Genomic DNA, 25473 nt, shown 5'->3' with positions numbered 1-25473 from the left:
CACCGATCTTCCCATTTGTGCGTGGATCGTGCAACAGCTTGCGCATTCCGCGCACACATGTCAGTGTAGAGGGTGTTCAGCCGGACCGGACGCAAAGGAGTGCCATGTCAGCAGGCGAATCCGGTGTCCTGGTCATCGCCGACGATCTCAGCGGCGCCGCCGAGGTCGCCGCCACGCTCGATCCGGGCACCCCGATCGTTCTCACCCCGTCGAGTGCAGAGTCCGCGACCAGCTCAGATGACTCCATCGCCGAGGCGAACGCCGGCGCAGAATCCGATCGGCCCTTCACCGAGGCGGCCCACACCGGTCCCCGGAACCTTGTCGTCGATCTCGACTGCCGTTATCTGCCGGCCGAGTCGGCCGGCGCCCGCACTTCGGCTGCGCTTCGTGACTTCGGCTCGTCACGCGCCACACTCATCAAGGTCGATTCCCTGCTGCGCGGCAACATCCGCGCCGCGCTCGCTGCGACCGTCGGCCACGCGACCGGCCCCGTGTTCTTCGCTCCGGCGCTTCCGCAGCAGGCCCGCACGGTCGTCGGCGGAGTGCCCTTCGACAACGGAATTCGGCTGAGCAGCACCCGCGCCTGGAGCCTCGAGGACGGCAGCGCACCGGAGTTGCTTTCGGATCTGTGCCCCGTCCCCGCCCGCCATTTGGGTCTCGACGAACTGCGGTCTCTCCCCAGCACCGATGCTGCCGACGTCTTTGACAACGCCGCTGACAGCCGCGACACCGCTGCCAGTTCGGAAGCCAGTGTCGACGTCTCGAATGTCGGCTTCGGCGGCGAGCGCCTCATCACCGCCGACGCCGAGACGATGGAGGATCTCACCCGTATCGTCGCTCTCGCCGAGGCGACCTCGGCCATCCTCGTCGGCACTTCCGCACTCGCGCGCGCCCTGGCCGAGCGTCGACGACGTGAACTCCCTGCGCCAAGCGACGCATCTGCCCTGGCCGATGTGGGTGACGCTGCAGCTGAACGGCCCGAGCCCTCATCATTTCCGCGCACGCCCGCACGGGTGCTCACTCTCCTCGGCACCGCGGCAGAGAGGATCGAGGCGCAGATCGCTCACCTGCTTGACCACTCGGACACTCGTGTACTCGACTTTCCCGCCACAGAGGTAGCCGCGTGGGCCGACGATCCGCGCCGTCTCGACGATTCCGCCGTACGTGTACGCGCGGCGCTGACCGAGTCCCACCTCGTCGTCCGACTCACCGACACGGGAGCCTCCGTCGACCCTCGGCCACTGCCGGGGCTCCTCGCCGAACTCACCACCCGTGCACTGTCCGGATTCGGTCCCATCGCCCTCGCAGCCGCCGGCGGCGAGACGGCACGAGCCGTGTTCGACCGCCTCGGCGTGCACCGGATCGAAGCGATCCGCGAAATCCACCCGGGGGCGGTGCTGTCCACGGTCGGAACCGCCTCGGCGAGCATTGCCGACGACGTCGACCTCGCCGCCGTCGTCACCCGGCCCGGCGGCCAGGGCGGACCCGATTCCCTCACCCTCATCCACGCGGCTCTGACCACCGGTGAGCCCACCACGACCACCGCGGCCATCGTCGCGAACCACGAAGGAGAGTCAATGAACGCGCTTCCCACAGTCGCAGTGACCATGGGCGATGGGGCCGGCGTCGGCCCCGAGATCTGCATCGCCGCCTGCCTCGACCCCTCGGTACTCGCGGTCGCTGCGCCCGTCGTCATCGGGGATGCCGCACGGCTCGAGCAGGCCGCGCAGGTGCTCGGCACCGCGGTCGAGGTCCGCCGAGTCGACTCCCCCTCTGAGGCCGAACACGTGCCCGGAGTCATCAACGTCATCGACCTCGCCCTCCTTCCGGGCGATCTGCCCTGGGGCGAACTCTCCCCCGTCGCCGGAGACGCCGCGTTCCGCTACATCGAACGCGCCGCGCAGCTGGCGATGTCCGGTGAGGTGCAGGCGATCTGCACGGCGCCGCTCAACAAGGAGGCCCTCCACTCCGCTGGGCACAAGTACCCGGGGCACACCGAGATGCTCGCTTCGCTCACGGGCACCGAGGAAGTCTCGATGATGCTCTCCTCCCCCAAGCTGCGTGTCATCCACGTGACCACCCACATCGGACTCATCGACGCCGTGGCGAAGATTGAACCCGGCCTCGTTGAGCGCACCGTCCGCCGCGGCCACGATGCTCTCGTCCGGGCCGGACTGGAACGACCGCACATCGGGGTGTGCGCGATCAACCCGCACGCCGGTGAGAACGGGCTCTTCGGCTACGGCGAAGAGGAGGAGAAGATCACTCCGGCGATCACGAAGCTGCGGGCCGACGGCATCGACGCCGTCGGGCCCCTGTCTGCCGACACCGCCTTCTTCCTCGCCGGGCGCGGCGACTACGACCTCATCGTCGCGATGTACCACGATCAGGGGCACGGCCCCATCAAGGTCCTCGGCATCGATGCCGGCGTCAACATCACCGTCGGCCTGCCGGTCATCCGCACCTCGGTCGATCACGGCACCGCGTTCGACATCGCCGGCACCGGCAAGGTCGACACCGAGTCGATGAGCGAGGCGATGCGTCAGGCTGCGGCTCTCGCCGTCGTCTGAGTTCGGAAGGTCATCCGGCGGAGGCGAGGTGCGGTCCGCACAACGGAACACCGTACCAGCGCCAAGGCGGTAGTGCGATCCGCGCGTCACCATTGTCTGAGTTCTGCGCGGTTCGCGCGATAATCCGCGATACAGTGGCGATCAACGGCAATCCGACAGGAGAGACATGAACGCAGGCGAACGTCGCGAGGAGATCCTTCAGCTGGCGCGCACCCAAGGTGAGATGAGTGTCGAGACTCTGTCGGAGATGCTCGGAGTCACCGCGTCGACCATCCGCCGGGACCTGGCGAAGCTCACCGATTCCGGCGAATTGGCCCGCACCTACGGCGGTGTCATCGCTGTGCCCACCGAGGCGGAGACCACTCTGGCTGAACGGTCGCACGAAGCCCCCGAGGTCAAACGCGCGATCGGTTCCTGGTGTGCCAAGCAGGTGCCGGCGGGCTCACATGTGCTCCTCGACGCAGGCACGACAACCGCGCAGGTTGCGCGCGGACTGCGCGAGACGTCCCCGCTGTCGGTCGTGTCGACCGGGTTGACATCGCTGCAGCAGATGGCTGATCTCGAGGGGGTCGAGTTCACCCTTCTCGGCGGCAGATATCGTCCCGTCAGCCAGGGCTTCATCGGCCCCATCACCGAGGCGGGGCTGGAGAAGTTCACGTTCGACTTCGCCTTCCTCGGCGCCGATGCCGTCAACGCTGAGGACGGTGTGTGCGAAGCCCTGCCCGAACAGGTCCGCCTCAAGGAACTGATGAGCCGCCGCGCCACCCACGTCTTCGTCGTCGCGCACGCTGAGAAGCTCGGCCAGCGGCCCTTCCATGCCTGGGCCGACCTCGGCAGCGGATGGACGCTCGTCACCGACGATTCGGCCGATCCGGCGCAGATCACACCGTTCGAAGAGCGCGGAATCGCCGTCGTCCGTGTCGACCAGATGGGCAATGCCGTACACAACTGACGGCACGCGAGCATATAGAAGCCCCGGGGGCTCAGCCCCAGAGTTTGCAGTCGGTGTGGACCTGGTCCTCGACTCCGGAGATCCACGCTTCGTCGAAGACGACGTGCCGGATCGCCCGTCGGGAGCTGAAGGCGTAGACGACGTGGATGAGCCCGTCGGCATCGACGATGCCATGCGGATACTCCTGACGGCGATTGCTGCGTAGGTTGCCGTCACCGGAGAACCCGTCACCGGGCTCGATGACTCGACGCACCGGCCAGGTGCGGCCCTCATCGTTCGACACTGCGATGACGATCCGCATCCGTTCGTACGGCCAGACCACCTCGCCGGGTTCCGTGGCGACCTGGTGTTCGTTCGAGACGAGAGCGAGCATGCCCGAGGGCAGACGGAAGGCGCTGATACCGGCATTGTTGTTCGGCACCTCGGTGGCCTCGGGCACCGACCAGGTCTCTCCTCCGTCGTCGGATCGGCTGAGGTAGACCCAGTCGGCGAAGCGTGAGCGGAAGAGGCTGACGAGGCGTCCCGGTTCGAGCTCGACGACGTTCGGGTGGACCCGACCGGCTGCCTCGGGGAACTCGACCTGTCTCCAGATCGATCCCTGATCCGTGGAGATCTGGACGACCGGTCGGTCGGAGCCGTTTTTCGAATCGTCGTCGAGGCACAGCCACTGAGTGTGCACCCACGTCCCGTCCTCAAGGACCTGGATGGGCTGCCGGCAGAACGTCCCCTCCCGGTCGAAGAGCGTCTCCGGTTCGCTCCAGCTCACTCCGTCGTCGGTCGAACGGATCACTTTGACCACGGAGGTGTGCTGGAGGTTGAAGGTCTCGGGGACCCCGGACTGTCGCGACAGCTGGGAGGTATAGACGAGCCAGATCGTCCCGTCGGGGGCGGCGAAGAGACCGGGGTTCTGGTCGGATCGGATCTCATCGTGGTTCACCGCCGCCGAGGCGGTCCACCGTCCCGTATCGACGTCGAACCGGGAGACGAGGATGTCGATGTCCTTGTTGCCCTCATCGCTGCCGCCGAACCAGGCGGCCAGGAGTCCTCCGCCGGGCAGGGACAGGATCGACGGCGCGTGGTTCGAGCGCCGATCGGTCGGGATCACCGCGGCCGCGGAACCGTCGTCCTCGAAGAAGCGGAGCCGGCCGTCAGCCGACGGTGCGGGAACTCGTTCGAGTGCGGGCTGGGACAGCAGTGTCATGGGTGTCTCCTCCATGTCTTGGCAACGGAATCAGGGTACGTAAGGGTGGGCCGCCTCGGCGGGATCGTTCGCACGGCATGTGTGGGCCGCCTCGGCGAGGGAATCCCCGGACCGACGGTCCGGACTCATCATCCGAACGCGGTCTGGAACATCGCGGGGATCTGCATGGCGATCTGGACGCCGACGACGATGGCGATGATGCCGAGGAGGAGTAACAGGCCGGTCTGCCATTTCCGGTTCACCGCGTACGAGTGCATGTGCTTCTTCCGCGAAGTCAGCAGCAGGATGCACACGACGATGATCGGGAGGCTGAGCACTGTGGAGATCGCGGTGCCGACGATGTTGAGCGAGATGAGGTCTGGGGCGCCGGGGATTGTCGAGGCCAGAGGCAGGATGATGAAGACGATCGCCTGGATCCACCGGAAGGCGGGGTTCTCCTCATCGCGGCCGAGGAACTTCCGCATCGACGGCACGGTGTGGTTGATGCCGTTGATGGCCAGCTGGGAGAAGCCACGCGACTGCGGTGGGAAGCTCGTCATCGCGGCGAAGTAGATGCACATCCACAGCAGATACGGACCGACCGGGCCGACGGCGACCGAGAGCATGTGGGAGAGGTCGAATTCGTCGGCGATGGAGAAGCCGGGGTGGGCGGCACTGAATTCGGCGGCGACGATCCAGAACAGCAGGTTGATGATGAGCAGCGGGGCCATGCCGGCGATGAGGTCGAACTGCTGAATCCTCCGGTATTTCGGCCCGACCCAGCCCTTGTCGCGCATGAACCCGGAATAGAGCAGGTTGGGCATATTGCCGGCGATCGTGCCGATGGTCGCCGAGGCGATGACGATGGGGGCGAATGCCGAGGTGTTCTGCTCCTTCGGGATTTCGAAGGCCATGCCCTGGACGAAGCCGGCGATGTCGAAGGTGCCGATCTTGATGAGCGCGTAGACGAAGGCGATGATCATCGCGACCGAGGCGAAGCGGGCGAAGTATTCGAGAACGACGAACTGTTTGCGCAGCATCACCAGCGACAGGGTGAGAGCGACGATGATGATCGCGCAGAAAAATCTGCCCCAGGAGCCTCCCCACTCACCGCCGGTGAGTTCGTGGAGGCCGACGGCAGCGGCGAGGAGGAAGGTGGCCTGGGTGATGAAGCCGGCGATGAGGACGACCGCGGCCATGATCCCCGGCAGCACCGGCGACAGCCGGGCGAATCCGTCGAGGATCTGCGTGTCTCCGTGCTTGTTCATCAGCGTGTACTTCGCGATGGACGAGATGATGAACGTGCGGGCGACGAGCGAGAGGATGAGCGTCCACAGCAGCGCATACCCGTAGGAGGCGCCCGAGACCGAGGAGCTGACGAGGTCGCCGGTGCCCAGGAAGGACATGGCCAGCACGAGGCCGGGGCCGACCGAGGTGACGAGGCCGAGACCGCGCGGCAGCGGATTCTGCGCGGGCATCGAAGAGACAGAGCTGCGTTTCACGCTATGGACGTCGGCGGCCATGGCTGCACTCCCATGTGTAGATGGACAACTGGGTGATCGCCCGGCGATTGATGCAGCGGTGGAGGCGCGTCATCATCGTGCGCGATCTTCGTAAAGACTAGCCCATTCATGCGTGTTGTGCGCAAATGTTTTCGCGAAGAAGATGGTGAGTTGTTCGGTTTGCGCATAGAATAGGTGCTCAGAACGCGCAATCTGCGCCGCGCGGCCCAGTGTCGTGAGCGGCGAGTGCCGTCTGACCGGCGGCCCGCAGGTATCCGACCGCGGCGCCCACAGCGGAGGAATGAGGAGTCGATGGAGATCGTCCAGTACCTGATCATCGGGATCGTGGTGCTGGGTTCAGCCTGCCTGCAGGGCTCCATAGGATTCGGCCTCGGCATGATCACCGCGCCCGTGCTCGCCCTCCTGCGCCCCGACCTGCTGCCGTCCGCCCTTCTGCTGCTGGCCACCCTCACCTCATTCACGGCATTCACCCGTGAGCGTCAGGACGTCGATTGGAAGCTCGTCGGCTGGGGCGCTCTCGGACGGCTGCCCGGCATCGCTATCGGCACCGCCGCCGTGGTGCTGCTGCCGGATTCCGGACTGTCTCTGATGCTCGCGATCACAGTCCTCGCCGGCGCCGCATTCAGCCTGGTCGGTTGGTCACCGGCGGCCTCGCATCGCAATATGTTCTTCGCGTCGTCGGTCTCGGGGATCTTCGGCACGGCCACGAGCATCGGCGGACCCCCGATCAGCCTCATCATGCGCTCGCTCGATCCGTCATCGATGCGCTCGACGATGAGCGCCTACTTCACCCTCGGCAGCATCCTGTCTCTGACGGGACTGACCATCGGCGGCGAAGTCGGCACCAGACACCTCATCGCGGCGGCGGTCCTGCTGCCGTTCATGCTCATCGGACTGTGGCTGTCGAACTTCGTCATCCGACGCGCCGACCGCCGACTCCTCTACCGCCTCGCCGTCGGCTCTTCGATCATCGGCGCGCTCCTCGTCATCGCCGAAGTCGTTCGCTCTCATCTCGCCTGATCAGATCCGACCTGATCCAGCGCCGACCAGCTCCGACCCGAACACACCCGCCCCGACCAGGCAACAGACCGAATCAGCCACTTAACTACCACTCAGTTCTACTATCAAGTAATGTGTGTGGTGCCCGTCACAATCAGGGCGTCCAACGGTGAACACTCTGGCCGACGGCACCCCGTCACCACACTGACCTCACCGTCACGGTGCACTCCACCGCGATCTGCACCGACACTACTGTCCCGCACCTTCTCAATGCCGAGAGACATGGCAGAACAGGACCACCGCCTATGAGCACGCCAACTACAGCACTGCCGACCACCTCCTCACACGGGCCCCGTCGTCGCCTCCAGGCCCTGAGCGCCGCAACCGTCGTCGGCCTCGCACTCACGTTGTGCACGACCACCGCGCCGGCCCACGCCGCCGAACTCGTTCCGCAGACCGATGCCGAGGCCGAACAGTTCCTCGATGACCGTGCGGCAGAGGATCCGAGCACACTCGACCGCGAATCAGTCCCCGAGGGCATCAGCGTCGAACAGGCGAAGAAAGCCGTCGAGAAGACCGACGAGCTCACGCCCGCCGACGTCGAATACGCAGCCGCGCAGGAAGACCTGCCGGCATCAGGAGTCCCCGGAGATTTCTATCAGACCCCGGACTCGCTGCCGAGCGAGGACGGAACAGTGCTCAAGCAGGCCGACTCGGAGTTCTACCTCGATCCGGTGAAACTCATCAAGCATGACGCGAAGTCGACGGTCTTCATGTATAAGACCACTGATGAGAAGGGCCAGGCCCGAGCCGCGACCGCCACCCTGCTCACTCCGAACGGCGCGAGCGGCCATGCCGACGATGCCGTCGTCATCTCGCCGGGCACTCAGGGCATCGCCGATAAGTGCGCTCCCAGCCGTCAGCTGGGCATGGGAACCGAGTACGAGGGGATCTCAGTCGCCTCGGCCCTGGCCGCGAAGCATCCTGTCGTCGTCGTCGACTACATGGGCCTCGGCACCGAGGGCACTCACCACTTCGTCGATCGCGTCGAAGAGGGTCGGTCTGTCCTCGATGCGGCACGTGCCGTCCAGCAGGTCGATGGCAGCGAGATCGATGAGGACACCAAACTCCAGCTGCGCGGCTACTCGCAGGGCGGTCATGCCACGACGGCTGCCCTGGAACTCCAGAAGGAGTGGGCACCCGAGCTCAACATCGCCTCGGCTTCGGCCGGCGCAGTGCCCGTCGATCTGCACAAGACGGTGTCCGGGCTCTCGAGCGTCTACACGGCATTCGCGCTCTACGGTGTCGTCGGGTTCGCCGAGCAGGCCGACATCGATACAAGCGACTTCCTCAACGAGAAGGGGCAGAAGATGGTGGCCGAAACAGCGGACAAGTGCACCGTCGAAGCCCTGCTCTCGACAGCCTTCACGGATGGGAAGTCGCTGACGAAGAACGGCGAGTCATTCACCGACATCATCGACGAGAACTTCACGGACATCGTTGACCGGCAGCGGTTGGGCAAGGCCGAGGTTCCGGATGTTCCGCTGCTGGTCAACCACAGCCGCCTCGACGACGTCATCTCGTTCGATCAGGGCAAGGAACTCGCCTCGACGTGGTGCCGAGCCGGCCACAAGGTGGCGTTCGAGGACAACCTCGGGCCCACGCATGTCGGCGGCTACGTCGCCGCGCTGCCGCGCATCGAGACCTTCACCACCCGCACGTTCGCAGGCAAGGCTCCGCTCGACAGCTGCTGGAGGCTGTGACCTCCCACCTCACCGAGGCGGCCCACCCGGTTGAGGATTCTGTCCTCACCGAGGTGGCCCGCCCGGTTGAGGGTTCCGTCCTCACCGAGGCGGTCCACCCTGAACGGGGTGGGCCGCCTCGGCGATATTCACGAGGTTGGGCTGTGCCGGTGACGGTCACATGACGTAGGAGAGGATCATCGAGACGAGGGTCGCGACGACGACGGAGTTGAAGGCGAAGGCGACGATGACGTTCGTGCGCACCAATCGCCAGGCTTTCCGCGACACCGCTCGGCCGGGGAGCGCGGCCGTCATCGTCGATGACAGCACGGAGAAGGTCAGGTAGTCGCCGAACTCGCGTGGGCCTTCCATCTCGAATTCGAGTTGCCGCTCCCCCGGGCTGCCGCCGCCGCTGAGGTCGAGACGCATGAATTCGAGCGCGAACGAATACACGAGCACCGCCCACGAGGCGATGACATTCGCAATGCCGAGCCCGGCCGAGATGACGATGTCTCCGCCCGAGCCAGAGGTGACGAGGAAGATGTTGAAGATGAATGCGAGGTAGGCAGCCATGGTCGCCCAAGACACTGCTCCGCCCATCCCGAACCACCGCGACCACCATCGTCGGCGGTTCGCCACTGACCAGCGGGAATGGACGATGAGCTCGGTTTCGTCGAGGTCTCTCAGTCCCGCATGGGTCCACAGCAGATAGGTCAGCGCGAAGAGCGGCCAGAAGACGAGGAAGAGGTTGATGACCTCGTGCGGCAAGGCCAGCGATGCAGCCATGCTCGGGCCGGAGCCCAGCGGGTCGAAGTCGAATCCGAACACGAGGATGCCGCTGACGATGAGCGCAGGGACTCCCGCGATATTTGCGCGCGAGTCGTCGGAGAGAGTGAGCATCTGACTGTGCGTGGGTCTCATCGGCCCGGCTCCGGTTCGTTCGACGCGGCGGCTGCTCGAGTTCAGCCTAGTCGAGGGTGGACTCGACTCGTCCGATCTCCGAATCGGACCGGTGGCACCGAGTCAGACCAGGCATCCCCGAGTCAATCGAACTGATCCTCAAGTCACACCGGCCACGGGTCTAGTCAGACCAGCCGCGAGGCGAAAGCAAGCAGGTCGCGGTCGCCGCCGGGGCGGCCGACCAGCTGCACCGCCTGCGGCCCTTCGCTGGCTCCGACCCCGGGCAGCGGGATCGTCAATGCCGGCCAGCCGAGAACGTTGAATGGCATCGAATAGCGCATGAACTTCGCCGCCGTCCCGGAGTCGATCTCATCCCAGCCGACCACGGGTCCCTCGATGGCCGGAGTGAGCAGGAAATCGGTGCCGCCGAAGACCACGAGAGACCGTTCCCGCAGTTCGGCGAGCGCGTCCAGCTGCGTCCGGTATTCGGCCAGCTCGAGGCCCCGTCCCGCCTCGATCTTCGTGGCCACGCCCGGCTGGTAGTCCGCGGCACGCTCGGCGAAGAGGTCTCTGTGGACCTCGAAAGCCTCATAGAGGCGGACGTAATCGTATATCGGTGCGAGGTCGTCGAGGAGTTCGTCCAGGGCAGGCCCATTCGCCGAGGTGATCGTGGGGGCGGGAACGCCAGCGAACAGGTCCAGCGCCAGGTTCGACCCATCACCGAGGAGACTGACATCGATGGTGTGTGCACTGTTCCCTCGGTCATCACCCGAACCGGCTCCCGCGATCACGTCGAAAGCCGTGGTCAGCACGCCGAGGTCGGAGGCGAAGAGTCCGACGGTGTCGAAGGCCGGCGAAAGCGGGAAGACTCCGTCGACGGGCACGACGCCGAAGGTCGGTTTGAACCCGAGCACGCCTTGGCAGGCCGCCGGCACGCGCACGGACCCGGCCGTGTCGGTGCCCAGAGCCAACGGCACCACCCCGGCGGCAACGAGTGCGGCCGATCCGGAGCTCGACCCGGCGGTGCACAGTGCCGCATCGACAGGATTGACGACGCGGCCGAAGGCCGACTCGTCGCCGAGGATTCCGTAGGAGAACTCCTGGCAGTTCGTCTTCGCCACAGGGATCGCGCCCGCCGCTTCGAGTCGGTCCACGACCGTCGCCGAGGCGGTCACGGGATCATCGCTGCGCACGTTCGATCCCATCGTCGTCGGGTACCCGACGAGGTCGATGACGTCTTTGATCGCGAAGGGAATCCCCTCCAATCGCCGAGGCGGCTGACCGGAATCCCGGCGGCCGATCGATTCCGCGGTGAGGGCATTCGCGCGGTCGACGGTCATCGCTGTGACAGCGTTGAACTGCGTTCCGGCCCGCTCCACCTCGGCGAGGGTCTGCTCATCCATCCGATGAGCCTATCCGAACCGTCGACGCCAGCCCCGTCCACGGGCACAGAGCTTCGATGGCGGCTGCCACGTCGAAGGCGCGGGTGTCGTCATAGGGGTGGGCGATGACCTGGACGCCGGTGGGGATGCCGCAGTCGGCCATGCCGGAGGGAACGTTGACGATCGGCACGCGGTTGCAGATGTTGAACGGCATCGTCATATGCGCCTGCCAGTAGTGGTCGAGACGCACGCCGTCGCTTTCGCCGGAGTCGGACGCACCGTCCGCCCCGAATGCATGTGCCGCTTCGCGACCGACGCCGTCGGCGCCGATCGTGATCCCGTCGAGGTAGCTGGCTCCGGCCTCCAAACCCGCCACCGCCGAGGTGGGCGCCAAGAGCACATCGAAGCCGTCCATCGCTGACGCCAGCTCCGCCTGGATCTGCACTTCCATGGCGAGCCCGTCGAAGAGCGAACGGCGTGCGGCGACCGCTTCCGCATCGGCCATGAACCGCACCGTGTACTCGGCCAGAGTGTGTTCATGGCCGCGAGTGGCCGCGCGCATCGCAGGGGCGAGGAGGCTGCCGAAGTGAGTGAACGCGGTCTCGAAGATCCGCTCGGCTGTCCACGGCAGTTCGATCTCCTCGACATGCGCTCCGGCCGATTCCAGCGCCGAGGCGACCGCCCGGGTATTCGCCTCGATGTCCTCCCCGACGGGGAAATCTCCCAACCGGATGCACAGCGCGACCCTGCGTCCGCGAAGTCGGTCGGCCGCCTCGGCGGGGTCGAAATCATCGAGAAACCCGGGCGAGGAGATAGTCGCATGATCGCTCGGATCGACCCCGACCATGACCTTGGCGAGCAGTGCGGCGTCTGCGACGGTGCGCGACATCGGCCCGTCTCCGCGGTACCAGTCCGCGGCCAGAGGTTGGACGCCGGGGATCCGGCCGTAGGGGGCTTTGTACCCGACGGTGCCGGTGAAGGCGGCGGGCAGCCTCGTTGATCCGGCGATGTCCGAGGCCGTGGCCAGGGGCGAGAACCCGGCCGCCAGCGCAGCACCGGATCCGCCGGAGGACCCACCGGGTGAGAGGTCGGGGTTCCACGGATTGCGAGTCACGCCCCACATCGGTGAGTGTGTGATGGTCGCGCAGCTGAATTCCGGAGAGGTGGCTCGAGCGTGGACGTAGCCGCCGGCGGCGCGGATGCGGGCGATGATCGCGGCATCGTGGCTGGCGACGGTGTCGCGTTCGTGGAGCAGCCCTTGGGTGAGGCCGCGGCCGGCGATCGCGTGCTTCTCCTTGGCGATCACGGGAAGTCCGAGCAAGGGCCGGGTGGCGGCCGCCTCGGCGAGGTCATCGCTGGTGGCGTTCGCGTAGAAGTCCTCGGCTTCCCGCGCCGAGGTGACCGCCTCCTCGACGACTTCGGTGACCGCGTTGATGCGCTCGTCCTCGGCGGTGATGCGGCCGATGAAGGAGGTCAGGTAGTCGACTGGGGAGAGTTCCTTGGACCGGAAGGCGATGAGCGCCTCGGTGGCGGACAGGGCCCAGGGTTCGGTGGTCGAGTTGGTCGGGACTGCGGCCGTGGCGGCGCTGGGGCGCGGATCGACGTTGCTCATGCGCGCGCCTCGGCGACGGACGAACCGACCCAGACGGCACCGTCGCGGACATCGGCGAGCTCACCGCGGACGAGTTCACCGGCCACCGAAGTGAGCACGCGGACGCCGCGAAGCATGTCCTCATCGGTGGTGAACTCGCGCTCGCAATGGGAGACGCCGTCGACGCTGGGAACGAACATCATCACGGCGGGTACGCGGTGATTCATCGCCACGGAATCGTGGCCGGCCATCGTCTCGAGACGGCGGATGCTCAGGCCCTCGTTGGCCACGGCCTTCTCGGCGAGTTCGACGCCTTCGGTCGGGAAGTGGCGCTTGTCGCGGATGTCGAAGTCCTCGACGTTGATGGTGATGTCGTGTGCGCGGGCGATCTCGGCGATCTGAGCCCGGAGGGAGTCGCGGGCGGCTTGGACGATGGCAGGATCCGAGGAGCGGAGGTCGGCGACCATATGGACGCGGCGGGGCACGACGATCGGCGAGTTCGGTTCGACAACGTGCTGGCCGACCGAGGAGACGAGGGCTTCTTCCTCGAACTCGTCGACCACTTCGGCGACGGCGAGGACGACCTTGGCCGCGGCGACGAGCGCGTCGTGGCGGTCGGCCATGGCTGTGGCTCCCGTGTGGGACTGTTCGCCGAGGACGTCGATGTCGAGTTTCTGCGTGTACCAGCTGGATTCGACGACGCCGATGTCCGTGGTTTCGCGTTCGAGGATGCGGCCCTGTTCGATGTGAATCTCGGCGTAGGAGATCGCCTCGGGCGGGGTGTCGGTGCCGGCGTAGCCGATGGCGCCCAGCGCCTCCGCGACGGTGGTGCCTTCGAGGTCGGCGACGGCGAGCATCTCGTCGAGGTCGAAGAGTCCGGCGTAGACGGAGCTGCCCATGATCGAGGGAGCGAAGCGGCCGCCTTCTTCGTTGAACCAGTTGACGACTGCGAGGTTGAAGGTGGGTTTCAGGCCAGATTCGGAGAGTTCCTCTTTGACGCGCAGGGCCGCGAAGAGGGCGGCGATGACGCCGTAGGCTCCGTCGAAGCGACCGCCGAGCGGCTGCGAATCGAGGTGGGAGCCGATGAGGACATATGGGGCGTCGGGAACGAACTCGAGGCACGCGAACATGTTGCCGATCGCATCCACCCGCACCCCGAAGCCTTTGTCGGTCGCCCAGCCGCGCATCCAGTCACGCGTCTGCTTGTCCTCCGGCGTCAGCGCCTGCCGGTCGACGCCGTTGTTGTCGGTAGCACCGATGGTGGCGACGAAGTGGAAGTCTGCGAGGAAGGCCGCGTCGGAGGACGGGGGTGCCTGATGGTTCATTGCTGATCGCTGCTTTCTGGTGGGTGATGTGGTTTGCGCGGGTCTGTGGTGCGGTTCGCGCGGGTCTGTGGTGAGATTGGCGCGCCTACCCCAGCCGTCCGCGGGTCTCGGGGAGGCGCGTGACGAAGATGAGGACGAGGCACACGGCGGCCGCAGCGGCCATGTAATAGCCGGGTGCGGTGTTGACGCCGGTGATGTCGACGAGCCACGTGCCCACGAACGGAGCGGTTCCGCCGAGCGCCGCGTAGGAGATGTTGTAGCTGATGGCCGCCGAGGTGAACCGCGTCTTCGTCGAGAATCGCTCACAGAAGAAGGTGTAGCAGCCGCCGCCGTAGCAGCAGAGCGCGAGGACGAAGATCGTCTGCCCGAGGAATGCCAGCCCCATGTGGCCGCTGGTGACCAGCCCGAATGCCGGCACCGAGGTGACCGCGAGCAGGATCGCACCCGCGATGAGCATGGGCCGACGTCCGAATCGATCACCGAGGTGGCCGGCGATGGGCAGGAAGATCGTGTAGCTGGCCATCGCGATCGCGTTTGTCAGCAGCGACTGTTCGCGGCTGAGGTCGCCGGTGGTCTGGATGTAGGTGACGAAGTACGCCGAGAGCATGTAGAAGCCGAGCGCGGTGACGCCGAGGACGAAGAAGACCTGGAGCATCCCGACCCAGTTCTCGCGGAAGCTTTCGCGGATCGGGCTGAACTCTTTGGGCCGTTCGGCGGCGGTCTTCTTGAACAGCTCGGATTCGTCGGTCTTCGACCGGATCCACAGCCCGACGGCCGACAACGGCAGCGCCAGGAGGAACGGAACGCGCCAGCCCCATGAGTCGAAAGAGGCGTCACTCATCACAGTCGACAGCAGGAGGATGAGGCCGCCGGCGAACACCGAGGGCAGGGCGGTCGCGGCCAGAGTGATGTTGATCCAGAGTCCGCGCTTGGCAATAGGAGCGTGCTCGTAGACGAAGGACGGACCGCCGACGGATTCGCCGCCGGCGGAGAAGCCCTGTCCGAGGCGGGCGAGGATGAGCAGGATCGGCGCGAACCAGCCGATCGTGTCGAACCCGGGGAGGATGCCGATGAGTGCGGTGCAGGCTCCGACGAGGAAGATCGTGATCGTCAGGGTCTGCCGCCTGCCGACCTTGTCGCCGAGAGCTCCGAAGAACAGTCCGCCGAGGGGGCGCATGACGAACGCGACTCCGAAGGTCGCGAAGATGACCAGCAGACCGGTGATCCGGTCGCCGTCGGGGAAGAAGTACTCGGACAGAATCACTGCCGATAGACCGTACAACGTGAAGTCGTAGAACTCGACGAACTGGCCGATGCTGCCGCCGAGGAGCACCTTCCGCTGCATCTTCGTCGACCGGCTACGGCCGTCGGCTGTGGGCGTGTGCTCCTGGTCGGTGGTGGGAGTGGACATCAAAGCTCCTTTGCTCTGTCCCATGATGGGCCTGTCCCATGACGGGCCTGTCACCCTGATGGGGCGGAAGCATCACCGTCTGCCCGTGTGATGCCTGCCATTTATTGTGATGAGCGAATCGGAATCAGTCCAACAGATACTTTTGAACATTGTCATCAATTAAATCAATGAGAGCAGACGTGGTCGGCGCCCGGACCGTCACTACTTCACCGCAGCACCCAGAACCTCTTTGCTGACTTCGCAGAATGCCTTCCCGCGTCGGCTCAAGCGCACGCCGCTGGGCCAGATCACGGCGAGGTCAATGCTCGGGAAGTCGTCGAGCAGAGGAACATCCACGGTCTGCAGCCCGATATAGGTACCCGATGACACGCTTTGGCTCAGCAGCGAATACCCGTGTCCCATCGCCACGAACGACCGCAGCGTCTCGTAGCCGGAGAACGAATGCCTCGTCTTCGGCACAACCCCTGCGATACGGAACAGTTCGTCGTAGTACTGCCTGGAGAAGGGCAGATCGAGCTGAATGTAGTCTTCGTCGGCGAGTTCACTCAGGCGCACCGGTTTCGGCTGCCCACCCCCGGCAAGGCGATGATTGCGGGACACCAGAACGTGAGGCTCGACGACGTCGAGGAGGAACGTGCCGAATCGGCCCGTCGGACCGAGCATGTACGTCAGTGCCAGATCACAATCGCCTGCCGTGACGGCCCTCTGCAGCTCTTCCAAGTCGGCCTCGAGGTACGTCACCTGCACGTCCGGATAGCGCTTCGCGAACTCGTCGTGGATCAGCGGCAGTCGGGTCGGCGCGATCGGCGAGAACACGCCGACGGTCAGGCTTCCGCTCAGAGACCGGGACAGCCCTTGCGCAGTTTCTCCGAGCGCATCGGAAGCCTCGAGGAAGCTGGTCACTTCGGCCAGGAATCGCTTACCTGCCGGAGAGAGCACGACCGATCGGTTCTTCTGCCTGATGAAAAGGTCGAGGCCGATGGTCCGCTCGAGCTGGGCCATCGCCGTCGAGATCGCCGACTGAGTGACGTTGAGCTGCTTCGCCGCCTCGGTCATGTTCTCCCGCCTGGCGACCTCCTGGAAGTAGCGCAGCTGCACCAGGGTGAAATCAAGGGCCATAGCTCCCCATCATCCCACCGACAATGGCGATGCGTGCAGATCCAACCTCGCCGAGGCGGCTCTATCCGAGCACTACCGGTCAACCCTTCCCAGGCGGCCAGGCTCCAACCCTTCCCGGACAGGAGAGTCCAACCCTTCCCGGACGGCAAGCATCGCACAGATCACCCACCTCTACCGGGTAGGACCCCGTTCCGAGAATCCTCCCGACACTTCAATCGTCGCCGATCCCGAGTCAGTGCCGACGAGTAAAGTGCGCTCAAACTGACTCACATCCCAGTAAACAACTCCAAAGCGACATTTAACTTTAGTATGTCATTTCCAGTCGAATATTTTTCGAAGATTCTATTGTCTTCTATTCTCTGGCTGCCTATAATTGAGCTAAGAGACCTTCAATGACGAACGGAACTCAACAGCGATGACCTTCACCCCCGACCGCAAGCGACGCAAGTCAGGAAAGCGCGACCGCCGCGCTGCCACTGACTCGCGCGGTGGGGCGAGCAGAAGACCGCCAACGAACACCACACCGGCAGATCTCGTGGGCGCCACATCTCAGAATGCCCACGCACCCGAGGACACCGCGCAAGCACAACCCGAAGAAACATCGGGCCCCACATCGCTGTCCGAACAGCTCAAGGCGGCCGGGCTCGACCTCAGCGGCCACCACTTCGCCGAGGTGTTCGAAGCGCTTGACCCGGTTTCGACCGACGATGACGCAGCGATTGACAACGCGCCGATAGCCGACGACGAACAATTGGGCGAATACACGTCGGCTGTCGATGCTGGACAACCGAACACAGCCGGCACGGCTGTCGGTTGCGAACAGTCGAGCGAAGGCGTCGAATCAGCGACATCCACTGAGAACGAGCCGAACGGCCCGACAGACACGACCGCAGGTCCAGACCCGACCGCACTGTTTGAGGCAAACGAGCAGGCCCGCTCAACCACGCAGCCCACATCCGCTGGTCCTGCCAGCTCGGCCACTACGAAGGACCCCGACGCCGCTCAGCCCGAGGCTGGAACTGATTCTCAACGCCCGACTTCGATGCACCCGATCCTCACCGACGCGGCGTGGAACGACCTTGCCGCGAGCGCTCCCGAAATCACCGACTCGATTTCGTCACTGACCGAACTGGTCGGAGGTCTTCGCGCCTTCGACCGGCCGATGGGGCCGAACGAGGCCCTGCAGGTCATCGATGGAGCAGAGGCTCTGCGTCGACTCAGTGAATCTCTGTCCACCCTGGCACTGGCCGTCTACGAACGTGTCGGCACGCCTAAGGACAGTGGTGCCAAGTCGACCAAGGCGCTCATCCAGGAACGCCTCAACCTCTCGGGGCGAGAAGCTAACCGCCGGGCAAGGCTCGCAGAGAATCTCGGCGGACGAGTTGCGCTCGACGGCCAATCGCTTGAGCCCGAACACCCGCTCGTCGCCGAGCAGCTCCACCTCGGCACCCTGCCCGCGGAGCACCTCACTGTCATCGAAGACTGCCTCAAGGCACTGCCCGCGTGGGTGGATCACGAGACGAAGTCCCGTGTGGAGACCGACCTCGTGAAGTACGCGAAATCGGTGACTGTGAGCGAGCTCCGCGACATCTTCCGTCGGATGCTCGCTCTCATCGACCCCGATGGTGCCGAGCCGCTCGACCCCAGCGATCGTTCCGCCTACTTCATCACTGCCCGGCCCAAGCGCAATGGAGACTGGAGGCTGGAAGGCGTCCTCGATCCCGTGGCGGGATCCGAATTGCACGGACTGCTGACTTCGCGGATCCAATCCGCGAAAGACAACACTTCGACAATCGCAGAACCCACCGGTGACAACCCGTCGAACACTGCAGAATCGGGCGACGACACCACATCGAACAACGTCCGCCCCACCGACACTGAAGCGGCCCGCCCCGCGGCCGACGACGCTCCCGCGCTCTTCCCGAACGTCGGACTCGGTCAGGCTGCCGGCGAAGAGAAGTTCGAACCCATCGACGCAGTGCTCACCGGCGATCGTTATGACGCTCCCCCATGGGCTGTCTTAGACGCCGCCAGCGATTCCAGTGCCGACAGTGAAGCTGCCGGTGACGCCGGTGCGGATACGGCCGATTCCGCTGCCGACCGCCCCGTTCATGCCGGTCAAGGGGTCCGCGCCGATGGTTCGGCCGTCGATCTCATGAGCGAGCAGCCCAATGCGAAAGCCTGGATCTACGAACGTTTCGCCACTCTCATTTCGCGCATCAGCATGAAGGAAGCCGCCAAGGGTTCGCCCTACGCCCTGGTCGTCACAGCCAAAGCGTCCGACATTGCCAACGGCATCGGCGAAGCCACCACAGGCTCCGGCGGCCGCTTCCCGATGGGCGACGTCGCTCGACGCGGCCTCGATGGCACCGTCTTCTTCCACCTGATGGACGAAAAGGCTCGCACGGTGGAAGTCTGCACGGAACAGCGCTTCGCCAACAAGAAGCAGACCGCAATCGTCACCGCCAGGGATCGCGGATGCGTGTTCCCCGGCTGCGACGCACCAGCGGGGTGGTGCGACGTGAACCATGTTGTGCCGCACGCCCTGGGCGGCAAGACAGACATCAACAACATGTGCCTGCTTTGCTCCTTCCACCACCACCTCATGGACCGCTCCGACTGGGAAGTGTTCATGCTCGGCGACGGACGGCCGGCATGGCGACCGCCCGAAAGCATCGACCCCGCCCGCACTCCCATCCTCCACTCACGATTCGTCACCGACGACATCATCAACGGCCTCTTCGGCACGTAGCTGCGCATGGCCATTCAATGGCACCGCTGTGCCTCCATTCTGATGTGAGCGCGAATGGCCTTGTCGCGGCTGCCTTCACCCCACAGGACTCGGGTTTACGCGCTAGTCGGAGCGCAGGCGGCACAGCAATCGGCCCGAAAACGGTCCTCGCCGGTCAGAGAGCAGACGCTGCATAAGAGATTCTCAGACGGGTGCAAATAGACTGGCCCCATGCACCTCGGCCTAGTGACTTCCAGCGCGACCGCGATTCCACACGACATCTCGGCGGCAATCCCCAGCCCGTCCATCTCGAGCTTCCAACTCGGACCGCTGACGATCCATTTCTATGCACTGTGCATCCTCGTGGGCATCATCATCGCCATTGTGCTGACGAACCGCCGCCTGACCAGGCGCGGTGTCGAGGACTGGCAGGTGCTCGACATCGCGACTCTGGCCGTACCGATGGCCATCGTCTTTGCCCGCATCTATCACGTCATCACGCACTACACCGATTACTTCGGTCCCGGCCGCAACCCGTGGAACCCGTTCGAACCCGGCTCGGTATGGGCGATCTGGGAGGGCGGCATCGCGATCTTCGGTTCACTCATCGGCGGCACGCTGGGTGCATGGATCATGTGCCGCCGCCTCGGCCTCAAACTCACCACTCTGCTCGACGCCCTGGCACCGGGCCTCATCCTCGCTCAGGCCTGCGGTCGCTTCGGCAACTGGTTCAACCAGGAGCTCTTCGGCCTGCCCACCACGTTGCCTTGGGGACTCGAGATCGATCCCGGCAATCCGGCAATCCCACTGGGCACTCCCCCCGGCACCCTCTTCCATCCAACGTTCCTCTACGAGGTCATCTGGAACAGCCTCGGCGCTCTCGTCCTGCTCTACCTCGGCCGCAAGGTCTTCTTCCAGTGGGGACGCCTATTCGCTGTCTATCTCATGTGGTACGGCGCCGGTCGCATCGTCTGGGAGTCCATCCGCCTCGATCCGAGCTTCGTCATCCTCGGCCTGCGCACCAACGTGTGGGGCGCGATCGGCGCCGTCGCTCTCGGTGTGGCGATCATGCTCATCCAGTGGAAGCGCCACCCCGAGCCCGAAGAATCACCATTCATCCCCGGCCGCGAACCCGAAACCGCGAAGGACTGACACCCACCCTCGCCGAGGCGGCTCCCCGGGTCCGTGGATGCGCACCCTTCCGTGGGCGCATTCGCCGTCGGGTCTACGTTCATCAATCAGAGCCCCATTCACCCGGCAGGGTTATGGTCGCCCATCAAACTACTGTCAAGTAACATAGATTGCATGCACTTCTTCCGCATGATCCTGCACCTGCTGAGGTCCCGCCGACGTTCCGCGCGCGACATCTGGGACACCTACTCCCTCCCTATGCGCGTCCACCTGGGTGAGATCGACATATTCATGCATCTCAACAACGGCAAGTACCTCTCCATCATGGACCTGGGACGACTGGACATGATGGTACGCAGCGGAGCATGGCAGGCGATGCGTGAGCGCGGGTGGACCGGCGTCGTCAGCGCCGAGACCATCAGCTTCCGCAAATCACTGAAACTCTGGCAGCGCTACAACCTCGAGACCAAAGTCTGCGGAATCGACGAGCGCACCGTGTTCTTCGAACAGCGCATGGTCGTCGACGGCGAGATCTTCGCCCGAGCCTATGTCGCCACCCGCCTGATCTCCGAGGACCGGCCGCTCACCAGGGACGACCTCATCGAGGCGTTCGGGATGCCGGAGAACGAACCCGAACTGCCCGACTGGATCCACGATTGGCGCCGTGACAACGCGCTGCCGAGCACCCGCCGGCCTGCCTGGAGCAGCTGGACATAACAGAGCTGTCGTCTGGACCGAGCTGTGGTCGGCACGGCGCCACAACCCGACACCACTGCAAGCAACCTCGCCAAACGGACTACCGCCCCGCTTCGATCCACTCCTTGAGGCGGCCGAGACCCGTCGTGATCGCGGTTTCGTCGATACCCGAATAGGCCAGCCGAATGTAGGACCGGTCCTCACCGGGCTGCGGTGACCCGAAGTGCTCGCGAGTGCAGAATGAGACACCGGTGGCATGCAGAGCCTCGGTGGTGAAGTCCGCCAGAGTCGCGATTCCCTTCGCCTCCATCGCCTCGGTGACATCGGGGAAGACGTAGAACGTCGAGCCCGGCGTCGCCACGGACATGCCGGGAATCTCGTTGATGAGCCGACAGGTGGCATCACGTCTCTTGCGCAGCACCTCCAGCATCTGGCCGACCGGCCCCTGCGGTCCGCGCAACGCAGCGATCCCTGCCCACTGCACGTACTGGTTCGTGCAGGATTCGTCGTTGGTGTTCATCAGCGAGATCGCCTCGGCGACCTCCTTCGGTGCCACCGCACAGCCGAGCCGAGAACCCGTCATCGCGTACTTCTTCGAGAACGTGTAGAGGATGACGGTGCGCTCCCGCATTCCCGGCAGTGCGGCGATCGACTGGGACTTTCCGCGATAGCGCATCTCGAAGTACGCCTCGTCGGAGAGCACCCACAGGTCGAATTCCTGCGCGATCGCGGCGATGGCCTCACGCTCGCCCGGAGTCGACTCTGCGGAGATCGGGTTCTGCAGGTCGTTGTAGATGATGGCGGTGGTGTTCTCGTCGATCGATGCCCGCAGGTGGTCGAGGTCGATGGCGAAACCGTCGGAGGTCGGAACATATCGGTAGGGCAGGGCCGTACCGCCGAGATATTCGATCTGGGATTCGTAGATCGGGAAGCCCGGATTCGGGTAGAGCACGCCTTCACCTGGGTTCATCACGGCTTGGAGGAATTTGGTGATCACGGGCTTGCCTCCGGTGGTCACGACCACCTCGGCGGGGTCGATCTTCATTCCTCGTCGCGAGCCGAGGTCATCGGCAAGCGCCTCCCGCAGTTCGGGGATCCCCGGTCCCGGGCAGTAGCCGGTCTTGCCGTCGCGGATCGCCTGCTCCATTGCGTCGACGATATGCCCGGCCAAGGGGAAATTGAGATCGCCAAGGTGGAACGGGAAGACCTCGTTGCCCTTCGCCTTCCATTCGGCGGCGGCCTGGGCCACGCGGAAAGCGGTCTCGGTGCCGAGGTTGTCCAAACGGCGAGCAGTCTTCATCGTCGACTCCTTCTTCGGGGTCCATCTCTTCGGGGCAGTACTGAGGTGTCCGTGCTGGGGTGTCCATGCGTGCTGCGCAACGCGGGACGAAACCGTCCCCGGACCACGGTGCGCACCGGTTCACTCACGATAGAGCACCTGACCAGTGATTGTCAGCGGTGTCCGAGTTTCATCCGGCGGCGAGCGCGCTGCGTCCGGCGAGCAGACACCACAGACCGATTCCGAAGAACACCGGAGCGCCGAGGATGCCGCACCAGAAACTCGGCGCCGCGGTCTCGCGCGGCAGGATGAACGCGACCACCGCGACAATGGTCAGCAGCAGCCCCGCCACGTGAAGGACGGGCTGGCCGAAGACGACGGCGAGCGCGAAGAAGTGGATTCCGACGATCGCGAGGATGAGCGGAGCGATGTTCTCGGTCTGGCCGGTGCGGATGAGGAAGAAGCTCGCCACCGCGCCAATGATGACCTCGGCCCAGAACACGATGAGGTAGAGCGTGAATGCGGAGGTCCCGGTGGTGAAGGCGCTGGGTTCCGACCAGTTGCCGATGGCGGTGAGAATGCTCGGCACTGCGAGTGCGAGTCCCGCGAGTCCGAGCCCCGCGAGCACGAGTCGCCAGACCAGTGCTTTGGGCGGCGTTTCCTGCGCCCAGCCTGACCAGATGAATGCGGCGAGTCCGAAGATCGCGCCGATCATGACGAGGTCGCGCGGGTGGGCCAAGTCGATCATCGTCGATCCCTTTCGTCCGAGCGGGCTGCCTTCGACACTACTCAACGAGGAGGATCCGCGCCCATGACGTTTTCCCGACTCCCTCGGCGTCGTAATCCGTTACCCGCTGCCCCCTGCCCACCCGAGCGTGGAACTCACCCTTCACCGGGCGCGATGAACAGCTTCCGCAGCGGCGTTCCGTCGATATACCAGCGCGTCTTCATCCCATCAACGAGGCGAACCAGCGATCCCGGCACCAGTTCGATGGGGTCACGGCGGGGTTCGTCGAATTCGATGCGCCCGGTCCCGGAGATGACAAGGAAGACCTCGTCGCCTTCGATATCGCGCATCGCTCCGGCGTTCATCTCCCACAGCCCGAAATCGGCGCCGCCGATAGTGCCGAGTTCGGCGAATCCCGTCGTCACAGACGCCTCCCCCGCCGAGGATGTCGCCCCTTCCAGCCCCACCAGCCCAACCGCGTCGGGTCCTCCCGCCAAGGCGGCCGGAATGATCTGCCAGTCCTCGATCGGTTCGTGGCTGAGTGGAAATTCGCGGGTATTGATCGGCTCCATTGCGCTCATGCGAACAGTGTAATCAGTACAGCTACCCAAGTGCCGCCCTGACGAAGAAATCAGTAGGCTGTCGAGATCGTTTCAGCAATCAATACAAATCGGCGCAACTATTTACTTCACCTTGAGCGTGAGATAGAACTGTTTTCGTAGGCGACCGCATGGTCCGCCTCGAGTTCAGGAGATGATCCGTGTCCTACTTCAATGGTGAAGCCTCGCACTGGTTGGCGGCCTTCCCCGCCGACGACATCGACCCCGCACCGCTGCCGCGCGAGAGACAAGATCTCGTCATCGTCGGCGGCGGACTGACCGGCCTGTGGTCGGCTTATTACGCCCGGCAGGCCCACCCCGATTGGGCGATCACCATCATCGAGGCCCGCCACATCGGCTACGGCGCCTCCGGCCGCAACGGCGGATGGCTCTCTACCCTGCTGCCGGGCAATCGCACCAAGTTCGCCGAGGCGGTCGACCGTGCCCGGAAGGACGATCCCTCCGGACCGGTCGGCTCGACAGGTCTCGACGGCGTGGCCAGCGTCAGCGCCTTTCAGTCCGCACTCTTCGACTCCATCGACGAGGTCCTCGACGTCTGCAAAGCTGAAAGCATCGATGCCCACCAAATCCGCGGCGGCCATATCGACATCGCTCAAACGGAGGCCGGCCTGTCCCGGCTGCGCGATCTTGAGGCCGGCAATGAGCAGTTCGGATACGGGCCAGAGGATATGCAGTTCCTCGACGCCGAGGCGACTCGCGCCCGCATCAATGTCGACGGGGCGCTCGGCAGTCTCTACTTCCCCGGTACCGCCGCCATCGATCCTGCACTGCTCACCCGGGGACTCGGCCACGTACTCAGGGAACAGGGCGTAACCATCTGTGAGGCCACCTCGGCGAGGCATATCCGAAAGAATTCGGTCGCCACAGACCGCGGGCCGGTGCGCGCGGACACGATCTTCGTGTGTCTCGAGGGGTATTCGGACACGGTCGGCGGCGACCTGCCGGGCCTGCAGGGACGGCAGGTCATCCCGGTGTTCTCGTCGATGATCGCAACCGAGCCGCTGTCGGACGACGCGTGGGCGTCGATCGGCTGGGAGGGGCGCGAATGCCTCGGCGACACGGCGCACACGTTCATCTATGCCCAGCGCACGGCCGATGGCCGGATCGCGCTCGGCGGCCGTGGGGCGCCCTATGCTTTCCGGTCGGGTCTGCCCGGGGACGGTGAGGTCCCCGCCGAGGTGGTCGACCTCTTAGCCGGGCGTCTGTCCTCACTCTTTCCCGGCCTCGAGTTCGAGGTTGCGCATGCCTGGCGCGGTGCGCTCGGGGTGACCAGAGACTGGTGCGCCGGCATCTTCTTCGACCCGACACAGCGCATCGGAGTGGCCCGCGGCTATGCCGGACACGGGGTGACGGCTACTCATCTGGCGGCGAAGACCCTGCTCGATCGGGCTGCCGGGGCATCGAGTCCTCTTACAGCGCTGCCGTGGAACGACCACTTCTCCGGGCAGTGGGAGCCCGAACCGATTCGGTGGTTGGGCATCCGGTCGATGTACAAGATCTTCGGCCTCGCCGATGCCTGGGAGTCAGCGACTGGGGCAAAGAAGACGAGCCTGCTCGCCCGATTCGGATCCCGCTTGGCCGGGTTGCACGAGTAG

19 protein-coding genes are annotated in these 25473 nt (G+C 65.0%); 8 read left to right on the top strand and 11 right to left on the bottom strand.

What is annotated here, in order from left to right:
• Window positions 1–104: 104 nt before the first annotated feature.
• Together pdxA and AC239G_RS01945 are read left to right on the top strand one after the other, a co-directional pair.
• Complete coding sequence (gene pdxA / locus AC239G_RS01950) at window positions 105–2570, top strand: 4-hydroxythreonine-4-phosphate dehydrogenase PdxA (RefSeq protein WP_139469460.1); 2466 nt, start codon at window positions 105–107, stop codon at window positions 2568–2570.
• Between the two features lie 166 nt (window positions 2571–2736).
• The gene (locus tag AC239G_RS01945) at window positions 2737–3522 is read left to right on the top strand and encodes a DeoR/GlpR family DNA-binding transcription regulator (protein WP_139469461.1); all 786 of its coding nucleotides are present in this window, start codon (window positions 2737–2739) and stop codon (window positions 3520–3522) included.
• Window positions 3523–3553: 31 nt separating this feature from the next.
• Here AC239G_RS01945 and AC239G_RS01940 read toward each other — a convergent pair whose 3' ends face one another.
• Together AC239G_RS01940 and AC239G_RS01935 are read right to left on the bottom strand one after the other, a co-directional pair.
• On the bottom strand, window positions 3554–4723 hold the full coding sequence (locus tag AC239G_RS01940; protein WP_487489694.1) for a sialidase family protein: 1170 nt from the start codon (window positions 4721–4723) through the stop codon (window positions 3554–3556).
• A gap of 128 nt (window positions 4724–4851) precedes the next feature.
• Window positions 4852–6204 (bottom strand): Nramp family divalent metal transporter, encoded by a 1353-nt coding sequence (locus AC239G_RS01935; RefSeq protein ID WP_180345658.1) that lies wholly within the window; start codon window positions 6202–6204, stop codon window positions 4852–4854.
• A gap of 312 nt (window positions 6205–6516) precedes the next feature.
• Here AC239G_RS01935 and AC239G_RS01930 point away from each other — a divergent pair, with 312 nt between their 5' ends.
• The gene (locus AC239G_RS01930) at window positions 6517–7245 is read left to right on the top strand and encodes a sulfite exporter TauE/SafE family protein (RefSeq protein ID WP_139469464.1); all 729 of its coding nucleotides are present in this window, start codon (window positions 6517–6519) and stop codon (window positions 7243–7245) included.
• Between the two features lie 284 nt (window positions 7246–7529).
• Window positions 7530–8987 carry a lipase family protein gene (locus tag AC239G_RS01925; protein WP_487489693.1) on the top strand — a complete coding sequence of 486 codons (1458 nt, stop codon included), beginning with the start codon at window positions 7530–7532 and terminating at the stop codon, window positions 8985–8987.
• Window positions 8988–9143: 156 nt separating this feature from the next.
• Here AC239G_RS01925 and AC239G_RS01920 read toward each other — a convergent pair whose 3' ends face one another.
• From AC239G_RS01920 to AC239G_RS01895, 6 genes are all read right to left on the bottom strand, one after another.
• On the bottom strand, window positions 9144–9887 hold the full coding sequence (locus AC239G_RS01920; protein ID WP_248284037.1) for a DUF1345 domain-containing protein: 744 nt from the start codon (window positions 9885–9887) through the stop codon (window positions 9144–9146).
• Between the two features lie 164 nt (window positions 9888–10051).
• Window positions 10052–11269 carry an amidase gene (locus AC239G_RS01915; protein WP_139469466.1) on the bottom strand — a complete coding sequence of 406 codons (1218 nt, stop codon included), beginning with the start codon at window positions 11267–11269 and terminating at the stop codon, window positions 10052–10054.
• Window positions 11262–12860, bottom strand: a complete 1599-nt coding sequence (locus AC239G_RS01910) for an amidase (protein WP_139469467.1) — start codon at window positions 12858–12860, stop codon at window positions 11262–11264. The genes AC239G_RS01915 and AC239G_RS01910 overlap by 8 nt, the downstream gene beginning before the upstream one ends.
• Entirely contained in the window at window positions 12857–14164 is a 1308-nt protein-coding gene (locus AC239G_RS01905; RefSeq protein ID WP_139469468.1) for a M20 family metallo-hydrolase, read from the bottom strand. The genes AC239G_RS01910 and AC239G_RS01905 overlap by 4 nt, the downstream gene beginning before the upstream one ends.
• 85 nt (window positions 14165–14249) lie before the next feature.
• Window positions 14250–15575 (bottom strand): MFS transporter, encoded by a 1326-nt coding sequence (locus tag AC239G_RS01900; protein ID WP_376904945.1) that lies wholly within the window; start codon window positions 15573–15575, stop codon window positions 14250–14252.
• 201 nt (window positions 15576–15776) lie between these two features.
• Window positions 15777–16694 (bottom strand): LysR family transcriptional regulator, encoded by a 918-nt coding sequence (locus AC239G_RS01895; protein ID WP_376904946.1) that lies wholly within the window; start codon window positions 16692–16694, stop codon window positions 15777–15779.
• Between the two features lie 415 nt (window positions 16695–17109).
• Between AC239G_RS01895 and AC239G_RS01890 the strand changes: the two genes are divergently transcribed.
• From AC239G_RS01890 to AC239G_RS01880, 3 genes are all read left to right on the top strand, one after another.
• Window positions 17110–19446 (top strand): DUF222 domain-containing protein, encoded by a 2337-nt coding sequence (locus AC239G_RS01890; protein WP_487489692.1) that lies wholly within the window; start codon window positions 17110–17112, stop codon window positions 19444–19446.
• A 210-nt stretch (window positions 19447–19656) separates the two neighbouring features.
• A complete protein-coding gene (gene lgt, locus AC239G_RS01885) occupies window positions 19657–20577 on the top strand; it encodes a prolipoprotein diacylglyceryl transferase (RefSeq protein WP_172172571.1) in 921 nt (306 codons plus the stop codon).
• Window positions 20578–20730: 153 nt separating this feature from the next.
• On the top strand, window positions 20731–21273 hold the full coding sequence (locus AC239G_RS01880) for an acyl-CoA thioesterase (RefSeq protein WP_172172573.1): 543 nt from the start codon (window positions 20731–20733) through the stop codon (window positions 21271–21273).
• Between the two features lie 79 nt (window positions 21274–21352).
• Here the strand turns inward: AC239G_RS01880 and AC239G_RS01875 are convergent, their stop codons facing one another.
• From AC239G_RS01875 to AC239G_RS01865, 3 genes are all read right to left on the bottom strand, one after another.
• Entirely contained in the window at window positions 21353–22552 is a 1200-nt protein-coding gene (locus AC239G_RS01875; protein ID WP_376904948.1) for a pyridoxal phosphate-dependent aminotransferase, read from the bottom strand.
• 169 nt (window positions 22553–22721) lie between these two features.
• Entirely contained in the window at window positions 22722–23279 is a 558-nt protein-coding gene (locus AC239G_RS01870) for a hypothetical protein (protein WP_487489691.1), read from the bottom strand.
• Window positions 23280–23413: 134 nt separating this feature from the next.
• The gene (locus tag AC239G_RS01865) at window positions 23414–23839 is read right to left on the bottom strand and encodes a cupin domain-containing protein (RefSeq protein WP_487489690.1); all 426 of its coding nucleotides are present in this window, start codon (window positions 23837–23839) and stop codon (window positions 23414–23416) included.
• A 179-nt stretch (window positions 23840–24018) separates the two neighbouring features.
• On the opposite strand from AC239G_RS01865, the gene AC239G_RS01860 reads away from it, so the two are divergent.
• A complete protein-coding gene (locus tag AC239G_RS01860; protein WP_487489689.1) occupies window positions 24019–25473 on the top strand; it encodes an NAD(P)/FAD-dependent oxidoreductase in 1455 nt (484 codons plus the stop codon).

This window comes from Brevibacterium sp. Lmc1 (assembly GCF_057654315.1).
The sequence above is the reverse complement of the archived record's forward strand: the minus strand, read 5'-3'. Positions and strand labels throughout refer to the sequence as shown.